We start from the raw sequence: 16,869 nt of genomic DNA on the forward strand, positions 1-16,869 counted from the left end.
AGCATGGGGCTCTTGGGAGACGTAAACATGCGCGTGCGCACCGCCATCCTATTTCTCGCTCTTTCCGCCTGCGCCAACCCGCCGTCCGACACCTACGAGATCGGCGGTCCGGATCGTGCGGTCGTCGAAAGAATCGAGCGATCTGTGAAGTTGCCGTCGGATGCGGCCCCCTTGCGAACCTATGCGCGAAGGTACTGGTTCGAAGACGGCCGAGTGCACGGTCTCTATCTGACCCCAGACATCGCCAGAATGGCGCCTGGGGTTCGCAGCCAATCAAGCCCGCCTAGATTCCAAGTGTTGGACGGAGGCTGTAGCGTCATCAACATAAGCTTCGACCCGGTCAAGGAGGTCTTGGATTTCGTGAACTGCAACGGTGTGGCTTGATTCCGTTCGCCGCACCCGTCATATCCCGTCTTGGAGATCGCGCGGGCGAAGGTTTCGCCAATCTGGTCAGGGCCGGAAGGCAGCAGCCACAACGAATTCCCCTTCGGGTCGCGCGGTCTCTACTCACTCTTTTTTGGTGCGCTACGCTCGCGACGCGGTCGCTCGCAGCTTGAGCGCAACTTTTGCGTTATCGCTCGCTGCGTGGCGGCTTGCCGTTTAAGCTCAGCGCTATGCTCGTTGTCGGCCGTCGCCGATTATGAGACTGTCTTCATATGAAGTGTCTGTGGCTCATTGCGATGCTGCCGTTGTGCGCCTGCGGGTCTGCACCTGCTGATCCACGCCCTCAGTTGACTGAAATCCGAATGCCTCCCGGGATGATGTGCGATTTCGGCGTTTCCGCGCCAGACGCAGCGGAGATTGCTTTAAACGCTGATGGAACGGTGGAGGTTTCCACCTGGTCTGGCGAGCAGATTCTTCTCGTCTCGAAAGCAGAGGTAGGTCGAACCCTTTATGCGTTCGGGATTGGCCTCGAACAGCCGATCTATGTTCGCGCTGACGAGGCCGCACGCTATCGAGAAGTCGAAACGATCCTGCGCGATCTGTCGATGCGAGGCTACGCGCGCATACGATTGAGGAACGTTGACGTCTAGGTTCACAGTGACCGACAAGGGTGAGCCGCATCTTTTTAATAGGCGACTGGCTTCGCCCCGTCCTCTTGCCACTGTAAGACTGTCGCCATGACGGACAGCGACACGAATCTCGACGGCCCGCCCTGGGAAGAGGACGACGTCGTCGAGCGCGACGAGAACACCGACGACATGTTCGGCGCGCCTGCCGCTGCGCCGGAGCCCGCCGCCGCGCCAGCGCCCATCGCGGCCCCTCCGGTCGCCAAATCCGCCCCATCCGAAATCGAAGCCCACGCCGACGACGGGTCCGCCTATCAGGTGCTGGCGCGGAAATACCGGCCGCGCACCTTCGAGGATCTGATCGGCCAAGAGGCGATGGTCCGCACACTGACCAACGCCTTCTCGACCGGCCGGATCGCCCACGCCTTCATGCTGACCGGGGTGCGGGGGGTCGGAAAGACGACCACCGCCCGCCTGCTGGCCCGCGCCCTGAACAACGAGACGGAGACCATCGACCGGCCGTCCCTGACCCTGACCGCCCACGGCCGGCACGACGCCGCCATCATGGCCGGCCAGCATATGGACGTGATGGAGATGGACGCCGCCTCCCACACCGGCGTCAACGACATCCGCGACATCCTGGAGAGCGTCCGCTACGCCCCCGTAGAGGCCCGCTACAAGGTCTATGTGCTGGACGAGGTCCACATGCTGTCGACCCAGGCGTTCAACGCCCTGCTGAAGACGCTGGAAGAGCCGCCGCCCCACGCGAAATTCATCTTCGCCACCACCGAGATCCGCAAGGTGCCGGTGACGATCCTGAGCCGCTGCCAGAGGTTCGACCTGCGCCGGGTCGAACCCGAGATCCTGGTCGATCACCTGGGCCGGATCGCCGAGCGCGAGGGGATGAAGATCGAGCAGGACGCCCTGGCCCTGATCTCGCGCGCGGCCGAAGGGTCAGTGCGCGACGGCCTGTCCCTGCTCGACCAGGCCCTGGTTCAGGCCGAGCGCGGTCAGATGGTCAAGACCGAGACCGTGCGCGACATGCTGGGCCTGGCCGACCGCAGCCAGACCATCGCCCTGTTCGAGTCCGTCATGGCCGGCCGCACGCCCGAGGCGCTCGAGAACTTCCGCACCCTGTACGGCTTCGGCGCCGATCCGGTGCAGGTGACCAACGACCTGCTGGAACACTGCCACGCCGCCTCGGTGGCCAAGATGCTGGGTCCGAACGCCACCCGCCTGCCCAATGACCAGGCGCAGAAGCTGGCCGCCCTGGGCGCCGCCATTCCCGCCGCCACCCTGTCGCGCACCTGGCAGATGCTGCTGAAGGCGCTGGACGAGGTGCGGCGCGCGCCCAATCCCGCCGACGCCGTGGAAATGGCCATCGTCCGCCTGGCCTACGCCGCCGACCTGCCCGGTCCCGAAGAGGCGCTTAAGCGGCTCCAGTCGGGCGAACCCTTCGGCGGCGGTTCGACCCCGCGCGGCGGCGGTGGTGGCGGTGGAGGCGGCGGAACGTCCGCGCAACTCGCCGCCCGTCCCGTCATGGCCCCCGCCCTGCCCGATCCGCAAAGCTTCGAACAGGTCGTCGCCCTGATCGGCCAGAAACGCGAAGTCGGGCTGCAGATGGACGTCGAACGGTTCGTCAAACCCGTCTCGTTCAAGCCCGGCGCCATCGTCTATGAAAGCGTCGAAGGCGCACCGATCGAACTGGCGCGGCGCTTGGCCGGGCGGCTGAAGGAATGGACCGGCCGCACCTGGCTGATCGCCGCCAACGGCCAGGGCGGCGGCGAGACCCTGATCGAGCGCCAGAAGAAGGAACGAGCGGCCGAACGTGCGAAGGTCGAGGCCGATCCCTTCATCAAGGCGGTGCTTCTGGCCTTCCCCGGCGCCAAGCTGGGCGAGATCAAGACCGCCCCGACCGTGGTCACGCCCGAAATCCCCGAGCCGTCCGAGGATGACGACGAGGACTGAACGGGGGCCTGTCCGGAAGGCGGGCGGCCTCAGCCCGCCCGCCGCGATCAGTAGGCGTTGACGCGCTTCAGGATCATCGGAACCGTGCGCCAGATGATCAACAGGTCGTCGCGGAAGGTCCAGCCGGCGGCGTATTCCACATCGGCCTCGACCCGGCGGGCCATGCAGCTGAGCTGATGGATCTCGCCGCGCAGCCCCAGGATCTGGGCCAGCCCCGTCAAACCGGGACGCACGGCGAAACGCTCGGCGTAGCGCGGCAGCAGGGCGCCGTAATGATTATCGTGCGCCAGGGCGTGCGGACGCGGCCCGACCAGGGACATGTCGCCCATGACCACGTTCAACAGTTGCGGCAGCTCATCCAGGCTGGTGGCGCGAATGAAGGCGCCGACGCGGGTGACCCGTTTGTCGTTCTTGGAGGCGTGGGCGATCCTGTCGCCATCCTCCGTCACCGTCATGCTGCGGAACTTGAGGATGGTGAAAACCTTGCCGTCGCGGCCTGTGCGGCGCTGACGGAACAGAACCGGGCCTCGACTTTCGACGACGACCGCCAGGGCGATCATCAAGAGAGCAGGCAGAAGAACAAGCAGGGCGCCGCCAGCCACAATCAGGTCCATGGCGCGCTTGCAGGCGGCGGAGCCGGAGCCGCGACGGAACGTCGGGGCCCAGACTTTTTCGACCGGCGTCGCCTTTGGCGAGATCACCTGGACCGCAGCCAGCGACGGATTAGACAAGCTGTCAAACATCCTTTTCCCCTCCCTCGCCACACGCCCGAGGATAGTTAAGCGGCGAGTAATGTTGCAACGCAAGATAAAATGCCGTGACAACTAATTGGACGTCGTTCTTGTTACCCAAGGGCAACATCAACCCCAAGCTTTAATGAACTCCCCCCCTGCCGCCTAGCCTTGGAGCGGCACGATAGGCCCCACTTTGGGCGCCGGTTCCGAAGACGGCGCCTGGCGCCGCTTGAGCCAGGTCCGGACCCGCGACTGGATCCGGTCATCGACGGCGAAGTGGAAGGCGAAGGCGAAGGCCACTGCGGCCAGCACGCCACCGCCCCACAGAACCCACTGAACCGGCTCCGACAAGGCGAAGCGCGCGACCGCGATATTCGCCACGCCGAACCAGGCGATGCGGACCACCTCGTTGGAAATGAACATGGAAAACGAGACCATGGCGGCGGTCTCGATCATTTTGGAGGGACGACGCACCGGCGCCGCCCCGGCGGCCAGAATGATGATCGAGATCAGGGCCAGAGAGATCAGGGCGTTCTTGTCGAAGGCCTGGGCGACGACCAGGCCACAGAAGGCGGCGACGCCGGCCCAGCCGGCGAAGCGGGGCGCGATCCAGACGTTCTGGGCGAACCAGGCCAGGCTCATGCCCAGGAAGAACAGCGGCAGGGCGCGAACAAAGCCGTAGCCCATGGGCATCTGATAGACCGGATAGCCCAACAGGCTCCAGCACAACTGGTTGGCGGCCAGATAGGCGCCGATTCCCAGAGCCAGGGCGCCCCACGGCCCCAGCCGCGTCAAGCCGCGCAGGATCCAGGGGAAACACAGATAGCAGCCGATCAGGGCTGAGATCGACCAGGTGGGCGCGTTCCAGCCCAGGCCGCCATGGACGCCGTAGGCCTGAAGCAGAAGCAGTTGGGCCGGCAGTTGATCCCAGCGGAACCACTCCGGATTCCGCGGCAGGGCGCCGGCCGCCGCGCCCAGCAGAACCAGGACGACCAGCGACAGCCCCAGGATCAGATGGGCCGGAACCACGCGCAGGAACCGCTTCAGGAAGAAGTCGCCCGGCGACATCCGCCCCTGTTCCACCGCCGCGCCATAGACCCGCATCAGCACATAGCCGGAGTCGATCAGGAAGAAGTTGGTCAGCAGAAAGCCGCCCCGCTCGAACACCGGATGCACGGCTTCAGCCAGAGGAACCGGCCCGGCCGCCTGATAGTGGTGCAGGATGATCAGGAAGGCCACGATGAAACGCAAAGCATCCAGCCAGCCGCCACGGGCGATCGGGGTTGTTTCGTTTCGGGTCGAAATCAGGGTCCAGGGCACGGAAAACGCCTCCTAAGACCCCGACCTCGCAAGAGCCGGGCCGGAAGAGTCTCAGCCGCGCACGAGGCGCAGAAACTCCTCGCGCGTGCGCGGATCGTCGCGAACGACGCCGATCAGGTGGCTGGTCGTCAGGCTGGCGCCGGGGGCGTTGACCCCGCGCAGGGTCATGCAGCTGTGCTCGGCCTCGATCACCACGCCAACGCCCTGGGGCTTCAGCACGGTCTGGATGGCCTCGGCGATCTCGGCCGTCATCTTCTCCTGGATCTGCAAGCGCCGGGCGAAGCCGCGCACCACCCGCGCCAGCTTGGAGATGCCGACGACGCGGTCGGTCGGCAGATAGGCCACATGCGCCCGACCCACGACCGGCAACATGTGATGTTCGCAGAAGCTGACGAAACGGATGTCCTTCAGCACCACCAGCTGGTCGTAGCCGCCCGTCTCCTCGAAGGTCTTCTCCAGATAGGACAGGGGATCGGTTTCATAGCCGGAGAACAGCTCGCGATAGCTGCGCGCCACCCGCGCCGGCGTCTCAAGCAGACCCTCCCGGGCTGGATCATCTCCAGCCCATTCAATCAAGGTGCGGACGGCGGCCTCGGCGTCGGCCTGGGTCAAGCGGGAGCGGGCGGCTGGTGGAGGGGCGTCGGTCATTGCGGGGCCTAATAGCGAAGCGAGGCGAAGAAGGGAAAGCCTTCCGCCCCTCATTTACGTTACGGCGACCGTTTCGGACGCAGCCGGCCAGGAAATTGCCCGCGCAAGGCTCCAACGCCTCCCGCCGGGCCGTCTTCAGGCTGCGTGGGCGTCGAGAGGCGCAAGGTCCAGAACGGCCGAGTCCGCAGTAGACAGCAGTCGCACCAGATCGATCAGGACGACGAAGCCGTCGTCGCGTCGCACGACGCCGGAGATGTAGTCCGAGCGCCATTTGATGCCGATGTCGGGCGAGGGCTCGATCTGGTCGGCGGTGAAGGCCGTGACCTCGAACACCCGGTCGGCGACCAGACCCAGGCTCAGGGTCCGGTCCTCCAGCGGGATGTCCAAGACCAGGATCCGAGTGTTCAGCGTCGGCTCGGTCGGCGCCATGCCCAGACGGATCCGCAGATCCGCCGTGGGGATCCCCTGCCCCCGCACATCCGTCAGGCCCAGTAGATAGTCAGGGCTATTGGGAATGCGCGAGGGCGGCTGATAGGTCAGGATCTCCCGCACCAGTCCGACCGGGGCGGCGAAGACCTCGTCGCCCAGGCCGAATGCGACATACTGGCCCTCGACTGCACCCTGACCCTTGACGGCTTCAGCCATCAGGCGCTCTCCCGAAATTCCATATCCTCGGCGTCCGCGCCGCCCGTGGCCAGGTCCAGGGCGAAGCCGTTGGCGCGGGCCTGCTGAGCGTGGACGTTCGGCCTAGAAACGGAAGGCGGCGCCGGTCTAGCCGCCTTGAACGCCAGAACCCGGACCGGAGCCGGGGCCCGAGGGGGCGTTCCCGCCGCATCGGTGCGGAAGAAGGCGATCGAGGTCTGCAACTCCTCGGCCTGGGCCGCCAGTTCTTCCGAGGTGGCCGACATTTCCTCCGCCGCGCCGGCGTTCTGCTGAATTACCTTGTCCAGTTGCTGGATGGCGTCGTTGATCTGGGCGGCGCCTATGTCTTGTTCACGGCAGGCGGCGCTGATCTCGGACACCAGTTCGGCGGTCTTGCGGATGTCCGGAACCAGGCGTTGCAGCATTTCGCCCGCTTCCTGGGCCGCCTTGACCGTGTGCCCCGACACCGCGCCGATTTCGGCGGCGGCCGTCTGGCTGCGTTCGGCCAGTTTGCGCACTTCCGAGGCGACGACGGCGAAACCCTTGCCGTGCTCCCCGGCGCGGGCGGCCTCGACCGCCGCGTTCAGGGCCAGCAAATCGGTCTGACGCGCGATCTCCTGCACGATGCCGATCTTGTCGGCGATGGTGCGCATGGCCTCGACGGCCCGATGCACGGCCTCGCCGCTGGCCTCGGCGTCCTTGGACGACTGGCGCGAGATCTTCTCGGTCTGGGCGGCGTTGTCGGCGTTCTGTTTGATGTTGGCGGCCATCTGCTCCATCGAGGCCGAGGCCTGTTCGGCGGCGGCGGCCTGTTCGGTCGCGCCCTGGCTCATCTCCTCTGAAGAGGATGACAGCTCCTGGCTGCCCCCTGAGACATTGTCGGCGGCCGACAAGGCGTCGCTGACGACGCCCCGCAGGCGTTCGATCATCAGATTGAGATCGCCCAACATGTCGCCGATTTCGTCCCGGTTGGTGATGACGACTGTCCGGGTCAGGTCGCCCTCCGCGACGGCGCGGACGGCCTCAGTGGCTCGGATCAGCCCTTTGCGAACGACCAGGGTGATGCAGACACAGCCGAGAACCGCGCAGAACAGGGCGAGGGCGGCGGCCACGATCAGGCCGATGCGCGCCTCGTTGAACACCGCCTTCGCGCCTTCTTCGGCCTGGGCCATCAACGCCTTGTCGGTCTCGACAATGTTCTTCGTGGCGGCCTCAATCGCGGAAAGACTGGCGCGCGCTTCCGTCATCATCAGCGCCTTGGCGCCGAGGTTGTCGCCGCCCAGCGCCAGCTTGTGAATTTCTTCGCTGATGGGCTTGTACTCCGACCAGGCGTTCGCCAGCGAAACCCACTCGGACTTGGCGTCTTCCGACGCAGCGGCCTGGCCCTGCGCCAGCAGTTCCTCCAACGCGACGCGGCCCTGGCGGACCTCTTCGGAAAGCTCTCGCACCGCTTCGGGATCCGTCGTCAGCAACATGCCGCGCTCACGTCTCACATAGCTGCTGAATTCGGTCTGGATACTCTGGGCCCGGCTCAACTGGGCGGCCGGACCAGCGACCACCTCATGGATCGCGGCGTGCAACGACGACAGGTGACTGAGGGAGACGCCCACCAGGACGCCGATCGCCACGATCAGCAACCCGAAGGTCACGATCAACTTGGCCTTAATGGTGAAACGCATGGCCTATCTTCCCGAACAGATGATCGATGACGAAGAACGGAAGCGACGGACGACAGACGTCCTGGCGCGGATGCAAAATATACAAATCGACCGGCCGGGGCGTGGCGCGGGACGGTCTGAACCGCCGGCTTCTTCATTCGCTGACCGCATAGCTTCAGCCCCAACCGCAGGGCGGATCGCCCCACAACCGAGAATTATCATTACCGGAGACGGTTAAGCCGGTCTCAAGCGCCAGTTAAGGAAGTGTACTTAAGAAAAACCCTTATATTCTACGGCCCTTACCGAGACCAAAGCCTACAAGCCGCATCCCTTCCGGCACACCCGAGAAGCGATAAAAGAGGCCGTTGCCCCGCCGCCTTCAAACGGAGGCTTTACAGCCGGCAAGGCGGCGTTCGGATTGAATTGTCTCGCGTCTGAGCGCGACCAAAGGCGACGCGTCGACTGTCCGAGGAGGGGCTGATTACGACGACCGTCCCCGACCTGATCGCCCTGATCACGCGGCGCTCGGCAGCTTTCGGTCATTCACGAACTAGGCGTCACCGCTTGAGATCGCGTCCGGCCATAGGGGTTCAGCGGCGCCTGAGCATGGGCCTCGTCCATCGGCAGGCGCACCGGGTCGCCATAGGTGGCGCAGGTCGAGGAGAAGGCCATGACCTCGATCCCGCCGCGCTCTAAATCAGAATGATCCAGTTTCCGAAGAGCGGATCAACCTGCCAGAGCCGTCAAGGGCGGCAAAGGGACGATCGTCAGTGCAAGGACCGACACCGCTTCCCCGGCAGGCGGAATATCGAGCAGCAAATACGGATCTTCGCCGGTTTTATAGAAGCTATAGCCGTCGCAATACGCCTGCAGGCTGCGGATTGCGGATGCCGGGAGCGGCTCGACCTGTTGCGCGAACATGGCTTTTCTACTGTTTCCGCCGCTATGCAAAACGACCGAGCGGATCATGCCGTGCTCGGCAAGCTGCCCCAGCGGTATGGCGATCACCGATCCCGTGTCCTGTTTCTGCACCGGTACGCGAAGCCGCAAATCACCGAATGTGGTCAGCGAGAGGCTGGCGGGAATGAGCTTAGGCACATTGTCCTTGATCAGCGTCAGCGTCAGCTGGCTCTGCGTATTGTCGCCAAGCAAGTCCCCTTGCATCAATCCAAAACCCGCAATGGCGTACATATTGCCCGCCATGGGAGAGAGGCTGTGCATATTCCCGGCGAACCACATGAGGGAACTGCCCAGCGAGCAGAGCTGCCCGAAAGGGAGCGCGCCAACAAAGGGGGATATGGCGTCCATGTTCACCATGTCCTCATGTATTTTACTGCCGAGCATATGGTGTTTGAACCCGCCGAACAGTGCGACTTCTTCCTGGGTCGGCAATAAAAGCAGCCGCGCCAGTATCGCCGTTGTCCATAGCCGCGACAGCAGAGGATTTTCAAACGGGTCCAGGCCTTGCGCGGTTTTCGCCTCGCAGTAATGGTCGAAAAAGCGCAAAGCGGCGCGACGCACTTCGCCGCAAACCGCCAGTTGTTCCGGCGGTCTGTGATCTTCTTCGCGTACCGGCTCGCTACCCTGATAGTCCTTCACCGGGCCGGTGGGGGCGGAGCAGAACTGCTCCAGCAGCGAGATATTCCGCAGAATATGTTGCATGGCCAACGGCGTCGCCACACTGCTGTCGATCAGGCCGACGCCGCTGTCGCCCTCCGGCAGATTGACGAAGGCATGGTCGAAAATCCCAACATAGACACCATGCAGGCGGACATGGCTAAAGCCTTCCTGATCCAAAAGCCCCCGCAAGGTGCGCTGAATCGTGCCGCTATAACCGAGATCCGCCAGCACGATATCCGTACAGCTATCGAAATCCGGCACATGGTGGCGAATATACTCCAGCAGCCGTTTGCGCAGGGCGCCGGCGGCGCGACTTAAATCGTCGCGGCCGATGAGCTTGGGCAGTTCTTCGGCGAAGACCTCACCGCTCACGACGCCGCCCGGCTGGTTCCCGAAAAACTTGCTAATGGAAGGAACCGTGGTGTTGAAGAATTCACAGATGCCAGCTTCATCAACCTTATCAAAGCGGCGGAACATCTCCTGCACCGGTTCCAGATCACCGGTATTGCCGATCAGCACGATGCGGCGGTTGATTTCGAGATAGGCGCCATCGCCCAAGCCTGCCTGATCCCAGAATTGTTTGGGAAGATAGCCGTCGCGGGCGAGGAAAAAGAGCTTCACCTTCCTGCCCGGCCCGCTCAGCTCCGCCACGCGCTGCTCGATGAGCCGGTGGAAGGCGGCCAGCACCGGCCCAACCACAGTCGTGCCGACCAACTCCGGCAGGCCGGCGTCTTCACTCAAGGCAGAGGCGGCCTGGCGGCGCAATACACGCAAGCCGCCGTCCAGCCGCTTCTCGATGCCCTCAGACTGGCCCTGAATAAGCTGGAGTAGGCTGGATTCGCGCGTGAATATGGGGCTGAAAGCTTTGGGCGCCTGCGGATAATATACAGTATGCAAACCGAGTGATTTAGGCTTGGTGACGTCCGCCACCTCATTATCGCCGATATGCGCCGCACGCGCGGGCTCGATATGTTCGCCCTTCAGGTAGAAGTCGAATAAACGATCGGCCTTGGAGTGGCCGTGATCGCAGGAGGCATAGAGGAAATCGAATTCAAGTGTCGGGCATGCATGGTTTAGCAGGCGGCGCAACTGGTCGGGCGACCAATAGGTATCGGAAAGAAAACCAACCTTCAGGCCCTTCGCTTTCGCTTCCTGAAGCAATGCATAGATGTCGGAATTGCAGAAGCACAGATCCAGCTCGGCCTGAAATTCCGCTTCAGCAAGCGCCAGCCGCTGCGCTTCCTGCATGCCGTAAGCCTGAAGCGGAAAATGCGCGTATATCTCCGCAATCGTCACTTCCGGAGACTGCTTATTCTCCATCCGTTTCCTGCGCGCCTTATGCTCCGCCATCGTGCGATGCTGGACGAAGCTTTCCATCATATGACGGTGCGAGTCCGGTATGGGAGCATTCTTGAAAGCTTGCTCGAACACCCCATCCGGGCCGCTGGCGCGGCGCAGCAGGAAGGTGTCGAAAATATCGAACGAAAAGTATTCGATCTGCTGTGTTTGAATAATATGTCTGGCCTGTTCCAAGCTTTGCGGATGCATGGTCAGTCTTTCTTCTGTTCATCAGCTACGCGCAGCACGCCACAGATCCATGGCGCCACTCATCTCAAAACGATGGCTTTATGGCTATGATATTGAGATGCCACTCTTCGCTATCCGTACCGGTTAGTTGCCGGACGACCCCCGAAAACCCTGCCTGAACGAGTTCGTCCTTCAGCGTGTCCACCGTATATCCCCAGCGATGCACATCCTCCCGGTCGCCGCCGCGAGCCTCGTCGCGCCACCCCCAAAACCCCGCAAAGGCATGCGCCTCTTGATCGGGGAACGGCCCTTGCGCCACACCAAGGAGCTGCTTGGCGTGAAATACTATGTCCGGCACAATGACGTTGAGGATCCCATCCGGTTTTAGAATGTCATGCCAGGCACGGAGCGTGCGGCGCGCGTCCATGGGATCGAGATGCTCCAGCATATGGCGCGAATAGACCAGATCGACACTGCCGGTGGCGAACGCAGAAACATCCCAGGCCTCTGCGACCACATCTGCCGCAGAGGACGGTCGAATATCCACATTCACAAAGCCGGGCTTTTTGGTATTGCCGCAGCCGAAATTGACCTGGATCGGGCTCATAGCGACTTCCATTCTGCGGGGCAGGCAACGGCGATGAGAAACTGGCTGTCGGGCTCCAGTGGAGTCAGCCCCATCATTTCCGCTGGCAGCAGGCCGTCCAATCGTTGCTTTTTCAGTCGATAGACGGTTTGGCCCCATTCGGCGGCAATGACCGGCCTGCCTATTTCGGCCAGGAGGGCGTAAATTTCATCGCGGCTAAAGTGGCGGGTGTGGTGCGCGAATAGATCGCTGTTGGTCTGATAGGGTAGGGTTTCTTCACGCGGCACCGAGATAAAGAGCGGTCCATCGGTTGCCTGCCCGATCTGCCGTAGAAAACCCACCGGATCATCGACGTGTTCCACCGACTCCAGGCTCACGGCAAAATCGAACAGCCGCTCCGAGAGCGTGAAAGGAAAGATCGCCTGGGTGAAGAGCGTGCGGTGATTGCCGAAATGTCTTTCGGCCATGGCGACGGCTTCGGGCGAGCCGTCAATGCCGACCATGCGCCCGCCCGCCATGTCGGCAATCATCCGGCTGCCGTAACCATTGCCGCAGAACACATCGAGCCCCAGGCGCAGCCGCGCGGGCGGCATATGTTCACGCAACCAGCGCGCCACCGCGGCATAGCGTGCGCGGTGATCGGCGCGGATATCGGCGATCTTACCGGCGATTTGCCGCTCGCCGCTGGCCAGCGAGAAGTCCTTGGACGTCGGCGCCGTGGGTTGGGAGACGGTGGCTTCGGCGATCGCCAGGCGGGCCCCTGGCTCCTGCGGGGCAATGGCAAGCGCCCGCCAGAAATGCTCCATCCCCTCGCGCAGGTTTCCACCCGCCTGCGCTGCTACACCCTGCACGATATGTAGAGTCGGCTCGGCCGGAAAATCCGCAGCGACTCGGCTCAGAAGCTGTTGCGCCTCATCGATTTTCTCGTCGCCAAGCAGTGCAATGGCGGAATTAATCGCATCCTGGGGAAGTTCCCGCATTGCGGCTTGGCTCATGCGACGACCTTTTCGATAGCGCTGTATCCCCAATCCGCATTCATGCTGCGACGGATGCGGTTGGGCGCTTGTTGCATGGCTGCGCGATGATCGAACGACAGGCCAAATAGCTGGCGCCAGAAATGAACACCCAGCCAGTCATGGTTTTGCGCCACCAACGCGCCTGAAGACCCATCGCCGATCGGGGGCGTATCGCCGAACGTGTAGAGTGGCGGCAGCAAGGCTTCGGCCTCGACTCCAAAATACGCCGCTTCCGTCAGCCCGCTGGAATTCAACGCCACGACACGCTCCAGCTCCGGCTGGCATAACAGATGATAGAGATTAGAATTGACCCATTGGATGGAGCCGAAGCGACGGATCGCCTGTTGCGAGGCGCTGCCCGCGGCGTCGTACGGATGGGCCTTGAACAGCACCAGCGGGTAATCGCAGCACAGCTGGTGAATGCGGCCGGCGTGATCCTGCAGGCTGTGAAACCCGCCGTCCTCGCGCAGCATCGCCCGATCATGTTCCACCTGTCCGAGTATCAGGACCGTGCCGGGGGATAAGGCCAGGGGCTGGCGCATCCACGCGGACTTGGCTTTAATCCAGGCGGCTTGCTGGTGAATAACATCATCCGGCAAACGATGTTGTAGAAGTACATCGTGCACTTCTGTTACATTCGTTCTAAGCGCAAAAACAAGATCGTCCAGAAAACGTACTGGATGCAAAGCAAAATCGATAAAGGGAATATTCGCCTGAGAGAGAACATGCGTGGTCGATTCGGGCAATTCATAGCCAATTACCAACGCATCCTGCAGCGGATCCGTCAGCATGCGGCGCGCGCCTTCCGGCCAGTCACGCGATACGGCAAGCTCGCCCCAACCGGCGAGGGACAACTCCACCCCGCAGCGGCGGTAAAATAACGGCGTATCGAAAGCGACGCCTTTCGGCGGCAGCAGGCGCTCATCCCACGCCATCATGGCGACAGGATAACCGCATTGCTCAAGCGAGGGCGCGATCATCGACCATAGCCAGCGGATATTACGCCAGGTCGCACTCGACCATCCGCCATGCCCATCCGCCAAAGGGCGCAAGAGATCGCCGGTAATGACAATATGCTTAAAGGGAGCCATGAACGCTGTCAGTAAAAGGGAGATTCACGGGTTAATTCAGGACCCAAATGTTAAACGCGGCCGCCGAAGCAAATGGGGCGGTTCGCGTTCGGCAGAAAACTGCCGAACGCGCGATGCAATGACCCAACAGCGATCTGTTAGGGCATTTTCCGATCAGTCTGCATCATACCCTGCGGCGTCGAAGTCGTCGGCGCATCACATGGGGAGTAGGTCTGTATGAGGCGGGCGATGGCGTGATGTGCGCACCATCCGCCCCATCACCCTGCCCGCCTTCCGGGAAGCCGCCGTGGTGAACTCGATCAGCGACGCCGGAGCGCGAAGCTACCTCGACCCCGCGGCTGGCGCCCTCTAACCGGAGCGTAATCTACAGCCTGCGGTTCGCTGCCGACTCCACCAACGCCTCGCCCCTCAGCTCGCCAAGCTCGGCGTCTGCCACCTGCCCCCTACCTACCGGGGCGCCCTCCATGCGGCGTGAGGCGCAAACGGGATCAGGTCTGAGTACGGTCCCGCTCGGCCGCATGCCAGCGCCAGGCGGTGCGGACGATGTCGTCCAGCGTCCGGGTCGGGGCCCAGCCCAGCACCTCGCGCGCCCGGCTGTTGTTCGCCACCAGGCAGGGGGCGTCGCCGGGGCGGCGGGGCGCGGTCTCGACCGGGAAGGGCTGGTTGGTGGTGCGGCGGATGGTGTCGATCAGTTCCTTGACCGTCGTGCCCGTGCCGGTGCCCAGGTTGAAGACCGTCGTCTCGCCGCCGTCCAAAAGGTACTTCAGCGCCCGCACATGGGCGTCAGCCAGATCCATGACGTGGATGTAGTCGCGCACCGCCGTGCCGTCGCGGGTATCGTAGTCGTCGCCGAACAACTTGAAGCCCTGACGCTGGCCCAGGGCCGTCTGCAAGGCCAGGGGGATGGCGTGGGTTTCCGGGTGGTGGCGCTCGCCGATCCGGCCCTCTTCGTCGGCGCCGGCGGCGTTGAAGTAGCGTAGGCAGACCGAGCGGAATCCGGCATAGGTCGAATAGTCAGCAAGGGCCTGTTCGACCATCAGCTTGGTCCGGCCATAGGGATTCAGCGGCGCCTGGGGATGGGTCTCGTCCATCGGCAGCCGCACCGGGTCGCCATAGGTGGCGCAGGTCGAGGAGAAGACCATGACCTCGATCCCGCCGCGCCGCGCCGCCTCGATCAGGGTGATCGCCCCGGCGACATTGTTCTCATAGAAGCGGCCGGGCTCTTTAACCGATTCACCGACCTCGATCAGGGCGGCGAAATGCAGGACGGCGACAGGGTTGTGTTTGGCGATCACCGCGTCCAGGCGCGCGCCGTCGCGGATGTCGCCGGTCTCCAGCTCGCCCCACTGCACGAAGGCGGCGTGGCCGTTCGACAGATTGTCATAGACGACCGGCCGGAACCCCGCCTGCGACAAGGCCAGACAGACATGCGAGCCGACGTAGCCGGCTCCGCCGGCGACCAGGACCGTGTTGTTCATCGTATCCCCCGAAATAAGGGCGGCGCACCGCCTCATCCTCAAACCATAGATGCATCAGCGAACACCACCCCCAAAACGGGGAACGCACAGACCGCGATGCGATTGTTAGGTGCAGGTTCAGCAAGGCTGGTGCATACGGCGCCATCGCCTCTGCGCCGCCAACCTTCATTGCTATGTGGTGGAGCAAAAAGGTACGAGTTCGAAGACTAACTTGAGGAAAGCTGAATGCGCGTCGCGATGATCGGAACCGGCTATGTCGGCCTGGTGTCTGGGGCCTGTTTCGCCGATTTCGGTCATGTGGTGACCTGCATCGACAAGGATTCGTCGAAGATCGAACGGCTGGAGAAGGGTGAGATCCCGATCTTCGAGCCGGGTCTGGACGACCTGGTCGCCACCAACGTCAAGGAAGGCCGCCTGTTCTTCACGCTCGACGGCGCCGAGGCCATCCGCAACGCTGACGCCGTCTTCATTGCCGTCGGCACCCCTACCCGTCGCGGCGACGGCCATGCGGACCTCTCCTACGTCTATGCTGCCGCCGAGGAGATCGCCGGTCTGATCGACGGCTTCACCGTGGTGGTGACCAAATCCACCGTCCCGGTCGGCACCGGTGACGAGGTCGAGGCCATCATTCGCAAGGCCAATCCGAACGCCGACTTCGCCGTGGTCTCCAACCCCGAGTTCCTGCGCGAAGGCGCCGCCATCGGCGACTTCAAACGTCCTGACCGCGTCGTGATCGGCGTCAACAACATCGACAGCGACACCGGCGCGCGCGCGAAGGCCGTGATGAGCGAGCTGTACCGGCCGCTGAACCTGAACGAGAGCCCGCTGCAATTCGTCGGCCGGCGCACCTCGGAACTGATCAAATACGCCGCCAACGCCTTCCTGGCGATGAAGATCACCTTCATCAACGAGATGGCGGACCTGTGCGAAGCCGTCGGCGCCGACGTGCAGCAGGTGGCGCGCGGCATCGGCCTCGACAAGCGGATCGGGTCGAAGTTCCTTCACGCTGGCCCCGGCTACGGCGGCTCCTGCTTCCCCAAGGACACCATCGCCCTAGTCCGCACGGCCCAGCAGTACAAGTCGCCCGTCCGCCTGATCGAGACCACGGTCGAGGTCAACGACGCCCGCAAGAAGGCCATGGCCGGCCGCGTCGAGACCACCCTGGGCGAGAGCGTCTCCGGCAAGACGGTCGCCCTGCTGGGCCTGACCTTCAAGCCCAACACCGACGACATGCGCGACGCCCCGTCGCTGGACATCGCCCCGGCCCTGATCGCCGCCGGTGCCAAGGTCCAGGCCTTCGACCCCGAGGGCATGCACGAGGCCGGCAAGCTGCTGCCAGGCGTCGAGATGAAGGCCAACGCCTATGACGCCGTCGAAGGCGCCGACGCCGTGGTCATCATCACCGAATGGGACCAGTTCCGGGCGCTGGACCTGGATCGGGTCAAGGATCTGATGAACCAGCCGGTGCTGGTCGATCTGCGGAACGTCTACCGTGCCGAAGACATGATCAGGCGCGGGTTCAAATACTCCAGTATCGGACGCAACTGACTTAATATTTGGAGCGCTACCAA

General features: G+C 63.3%; 14 protein-coding genes, 1 other RNA gene and 1 pseudogene. 5 read left to right on the top strand and 11 right to left on the bottom strand.

The features are described from left to right. Positions 1–27: 27 nt before the first annotated feature. The 4 genes from ACW177_RS00465 to ACW177_RS00480 all read left to right on the top strand — a co-directional run bounded on the left by ACW177_RS00465 (position 28) and on the right by ACW177_RS00480 (position 2,978). Positions 28–384 (top strand): hypothetical protein, encoded by a 357-nt coding sequence (locus ACW177_RS00465; RefSeq protein WP_492026718.1) that lies wholly within the window; start codon positions 28–30, stop codon positions 382–384. 30 nt (positions 385–414) lie between these two features. Then, positions 415–510, top strand: an RNA gene (gene ffs, locus ACW177_RS00470) — signal recognition particle sRNA small type. 146 nt (positions 511–656) lie between these two features. Continuing rightward, on the top strand, positions 657–1,034 hold the full coding sequence (locus ACW177_RS00475; protein ID WP_492026719.1) for a hypothetical protein: 378 nt from the start codon (positions 657–659) through the stop codon (positions 1,032–1,034). An 87-nt stretch (positions 1,035–1,121) separates the two neighbouring features. Continuing rightward, positions 1,122–2,978, top strand: a complete 1,857-nt coding sequence (locus ACW177_RS00480; RefSeq protein WP_492026720.1) for a DNA polymerase III subunit gamma/tau — start codon at positions 1,122–1,124, stop codon at positions 2,976–2,978. A gap of 47 nt (positions 2,979–3,025) precedes the next feature. Here the strand turns inward: ACW177_RS00480 and ACW177_RS00485 are convergent, their stop codons facing one another. The 11 genes and pseudogenes from ACW177_RS00485 to galE all read right to left on the bottom strand — a co-directional run bounded on the left by ACW177_RS00485 (position 3,026) and on the right by galE (position 15,298). After that, positions 3,026–3,721, bottom strand: a complete 696-nt coding sequence (locus ACW177_RS00485; protein ID WP_492026721.1) for a sugar transferase — start codon at positions 3,719–3,721, stop codon at positions 3,026–3,028. Between the two features lie 153 nt (positions 3,722–3,874). Next, on the bottom strand, positions 3,875–5,032 hold the full coding sequence (locus ACW177_RS00490) for an acyltransferase family protein (RefSeq protein WP_492026722.1): 1,158 nt from the start codon (positions 5,030–5,032) through the stop codon (positions 3,875–3,877). A 51-nt stretch (positions 5,033–5,083) separates the two neighbouring features. Continuing rightward, positions 5,084–5,680, bottom strand: a complete 597-nt coding sequence (folE, locus tag ACW177_RS00495) for a GTP cyclohydrolase I FolE (RefSeq protein WP_492026723.1) — start codon at positions 5,678–5,680, stop codon at positions 5,084–5,086. Between the two features lie 135 nt (positions 5,681–5,815). Further along, entirely contained in the window at positions 5,816–6,325 is a 510-nt protein-coding gene (locus ACW177_RS00500; protein ID WP_492026724.1) for a chemotaxis protein CheW, read from the bottom strand. Then, positions 6,325–8,001 carry a methyl-accepting chemotaxis protein gene (locus ACW177_RS00505; protein WP_492026725.1) on the bottom strand — a complete coding sequence of 559 codons (1,677 nt, stop codon included), beginning with the start codon at positions 7,999–8,001 and terminating at the stop codon, positions 6,325–6,327. The genes ACW177_RS00500 and ACW177_RS00505 overlap by 1 nt, the downstream gene beginning before the upstream one ends. Positions 8,002–8,550: 549 nt before the next feature. Further along, positions 8,551–8,655: pseudogene (locus tag ACW177_RS00510) on the bottom strand (UDP-glucose 4-epimerase GalE); the annotation flags it as partial. A gap of 51 nt (positions 8,656–8,706) precedes the next feature. After that, positions 8,707–11,148, bottom strand: coding sequence for an HAD family hydrolase (locus ACW177_RS00515; RefSeq protein WP_492026726.1), 2,442 nt, complete (start codon positions 11,146–11,148; stop codon positions 8,707–8,709). A gap of 64 nt (positions 11,149–11,212) precedes the next feature. After that, positions 11,213–11,734, bottom strand: coding sequence for a class I SAM-dependent methyltransferase (locus tag ACW177_RS00520; protein ID WP_492026727.1), 522 nt, complete (start codon positions 11,732–11,734; stop codon positions 11,213–11,215). Next, the gene (locus ACW177_RS00525) at positions 11,731–12,708 is read right to left on the bottom strand and encodes a methyltransferase domain-containing protein (RefSeq protein WP_492026728.1); all 978 of its coding nucleotides are present in this window, start codon (positions 12,706–12,708) and stop codon (positions 11,731–11,733) included. Before ACW177_RS00525 ends, ACW177_RS00520 begins: the two co-directional genes overlap by 4 nt. Continuing rightward, the gene (locus ACW177_RS00530) at positions 12,705–13,820 is read right to left on the bottom strand and encodes a hypothetical protein (protein WP_492026729.1); all 1,116 of its coding nucleotides are present in this window, start codon (positions 13,818–13,820) and stop codon (positions 12,705–12,707) included. Before ACW177_RS00530 ends, ACW177_RS00525 begins: the two co-directional genes overlap by 4 nt. Before the next feature lie 488 nt (positions 13,821–14,308). Next, entirely contained in the window at positions 14,309–15,298 is a 990-nt protein-coding gene (gene galE / locus ACW177_RS00535; RefSeq protein ID WP_492026730.1) for a UDP-glucose 4-epimerase GalE, read from the bottom strand. A 225-nt stretch (positions 15,299–15,523) separates the two neighbouring features. On the opposite strand from galE, the gene ACW177_RS00540 reads away from it, so the two are divergent. Continuing rightward, complete coding sequence (locus tag ACW177_RS00540) at positions 15,524–16,846, top strand: UDP-glucose dehydrogenase family protein (protein WP_492026731.1); 1,323 nt, start codon at positions 15,524–15,526, stop codon at positions 16,844–16,846. Positions 16,847–16,869: the final 23 nt, after the last annotated feature.

This window comes from Brevundimonas sp. AVps23W (genome assembly GCF_058681395.1).

Excerpts from the sequence above, each read along its gene's own strand:
- ACW177_RS00465 (WP_492026718.1), top strand. The coding sequence starts at position 28 with ATGCGCGTGCGCACCGCCATCCTATTTCTCGCTCTTTCCGCCTGCGCC.
- ACW177_RS00475 (WP_492026719.1), top strand. The coding sequence starts at position 657 with ATGAAGTGTCTGTGGCTCATTGCGATGCTGCCGTTGTGCGCCTGCGGG.
- ACW177_RS00480 (WP_492026720.1), top strand. The coding sequence starts at position 1,122 with ATGACGGACAGCGACACGAATCTCGACGGCCCGCCCTGGGAAGAGGAC.
- ACW177_RS00485 (WP_492026721.1), bottom strand. The coding sequence starts at position 3,721 with ATGTTTGACAGCTTGTCTAATCCGTCGCTGGCTGCGGTCCAGGTGATC.
- folE (WP_492026723.1), bottom strand. The coding sequence starts at position 5,680 with ATGACCGACGCCCCTCCACCAGCCGCCCGCTCCCGCTTGACCCAGGCC.
- ACW177_RS00500 (WP_492026724.1), bottom strand. The coding sequence starts at position 6,325 with ATGGCTGAAGCCGTCAAGGGTCAGGGTGCAGTCGAGGGCCAGTATGTC.
- ACW177_RS00505 (WP_492026725.1), bottom strand. The coding sequence starts at position 8,001 with ATGCGTTTCACCATTAAGGCCAAGTTGATCGTGACCTTCGGGTTGCTG.
- ACW177_RS00515 (WP_492026726.1), bottom strand. The coding sequence starts at position 11,148 with ATGCATCCGCAAAGCTTGGAACAGGCCAGACATATTATTCAAACACAG.
- ACW177_RS00520 (WP_492026727.1), bottom strand. The coding sequence starts at position 11,734 with ATGAGCCCGATCCAGGTCAATTTCGGCTGCGGCAATACCAAAAAGCCC.
- ACW177_RS00525 (WP_492026728.1), bottom strand. The coding sequence starts at position 12,708 with ATGAGCCAAGCCGCAATGCGGGAACTTCCCCAGGATGCGATTAATTCC.
- ACW177_RS00530 (WP_492026729.1), bottom strand. The coding sequence starts at position 13,820 with ATGGCTCCCTTTAAGCATATTGTCATTACCGGCGATCTCTTGCGCCCT.
- galE (WP_492026730.1), bottom strand. The coding sequence starts at position 15,298 with ATGAACAACACGGTCCTGGTCGCCGGCGGAGCCGGCTACGTCGGCTCG.
- ACW177_RS00540 (WP_492026731.1), top strand. The coding sequence starts at position 15,524 with ATGCGCGTCGCGATGATCGGAACCGGCTATGTCGGCCTGGTGTCTGGG.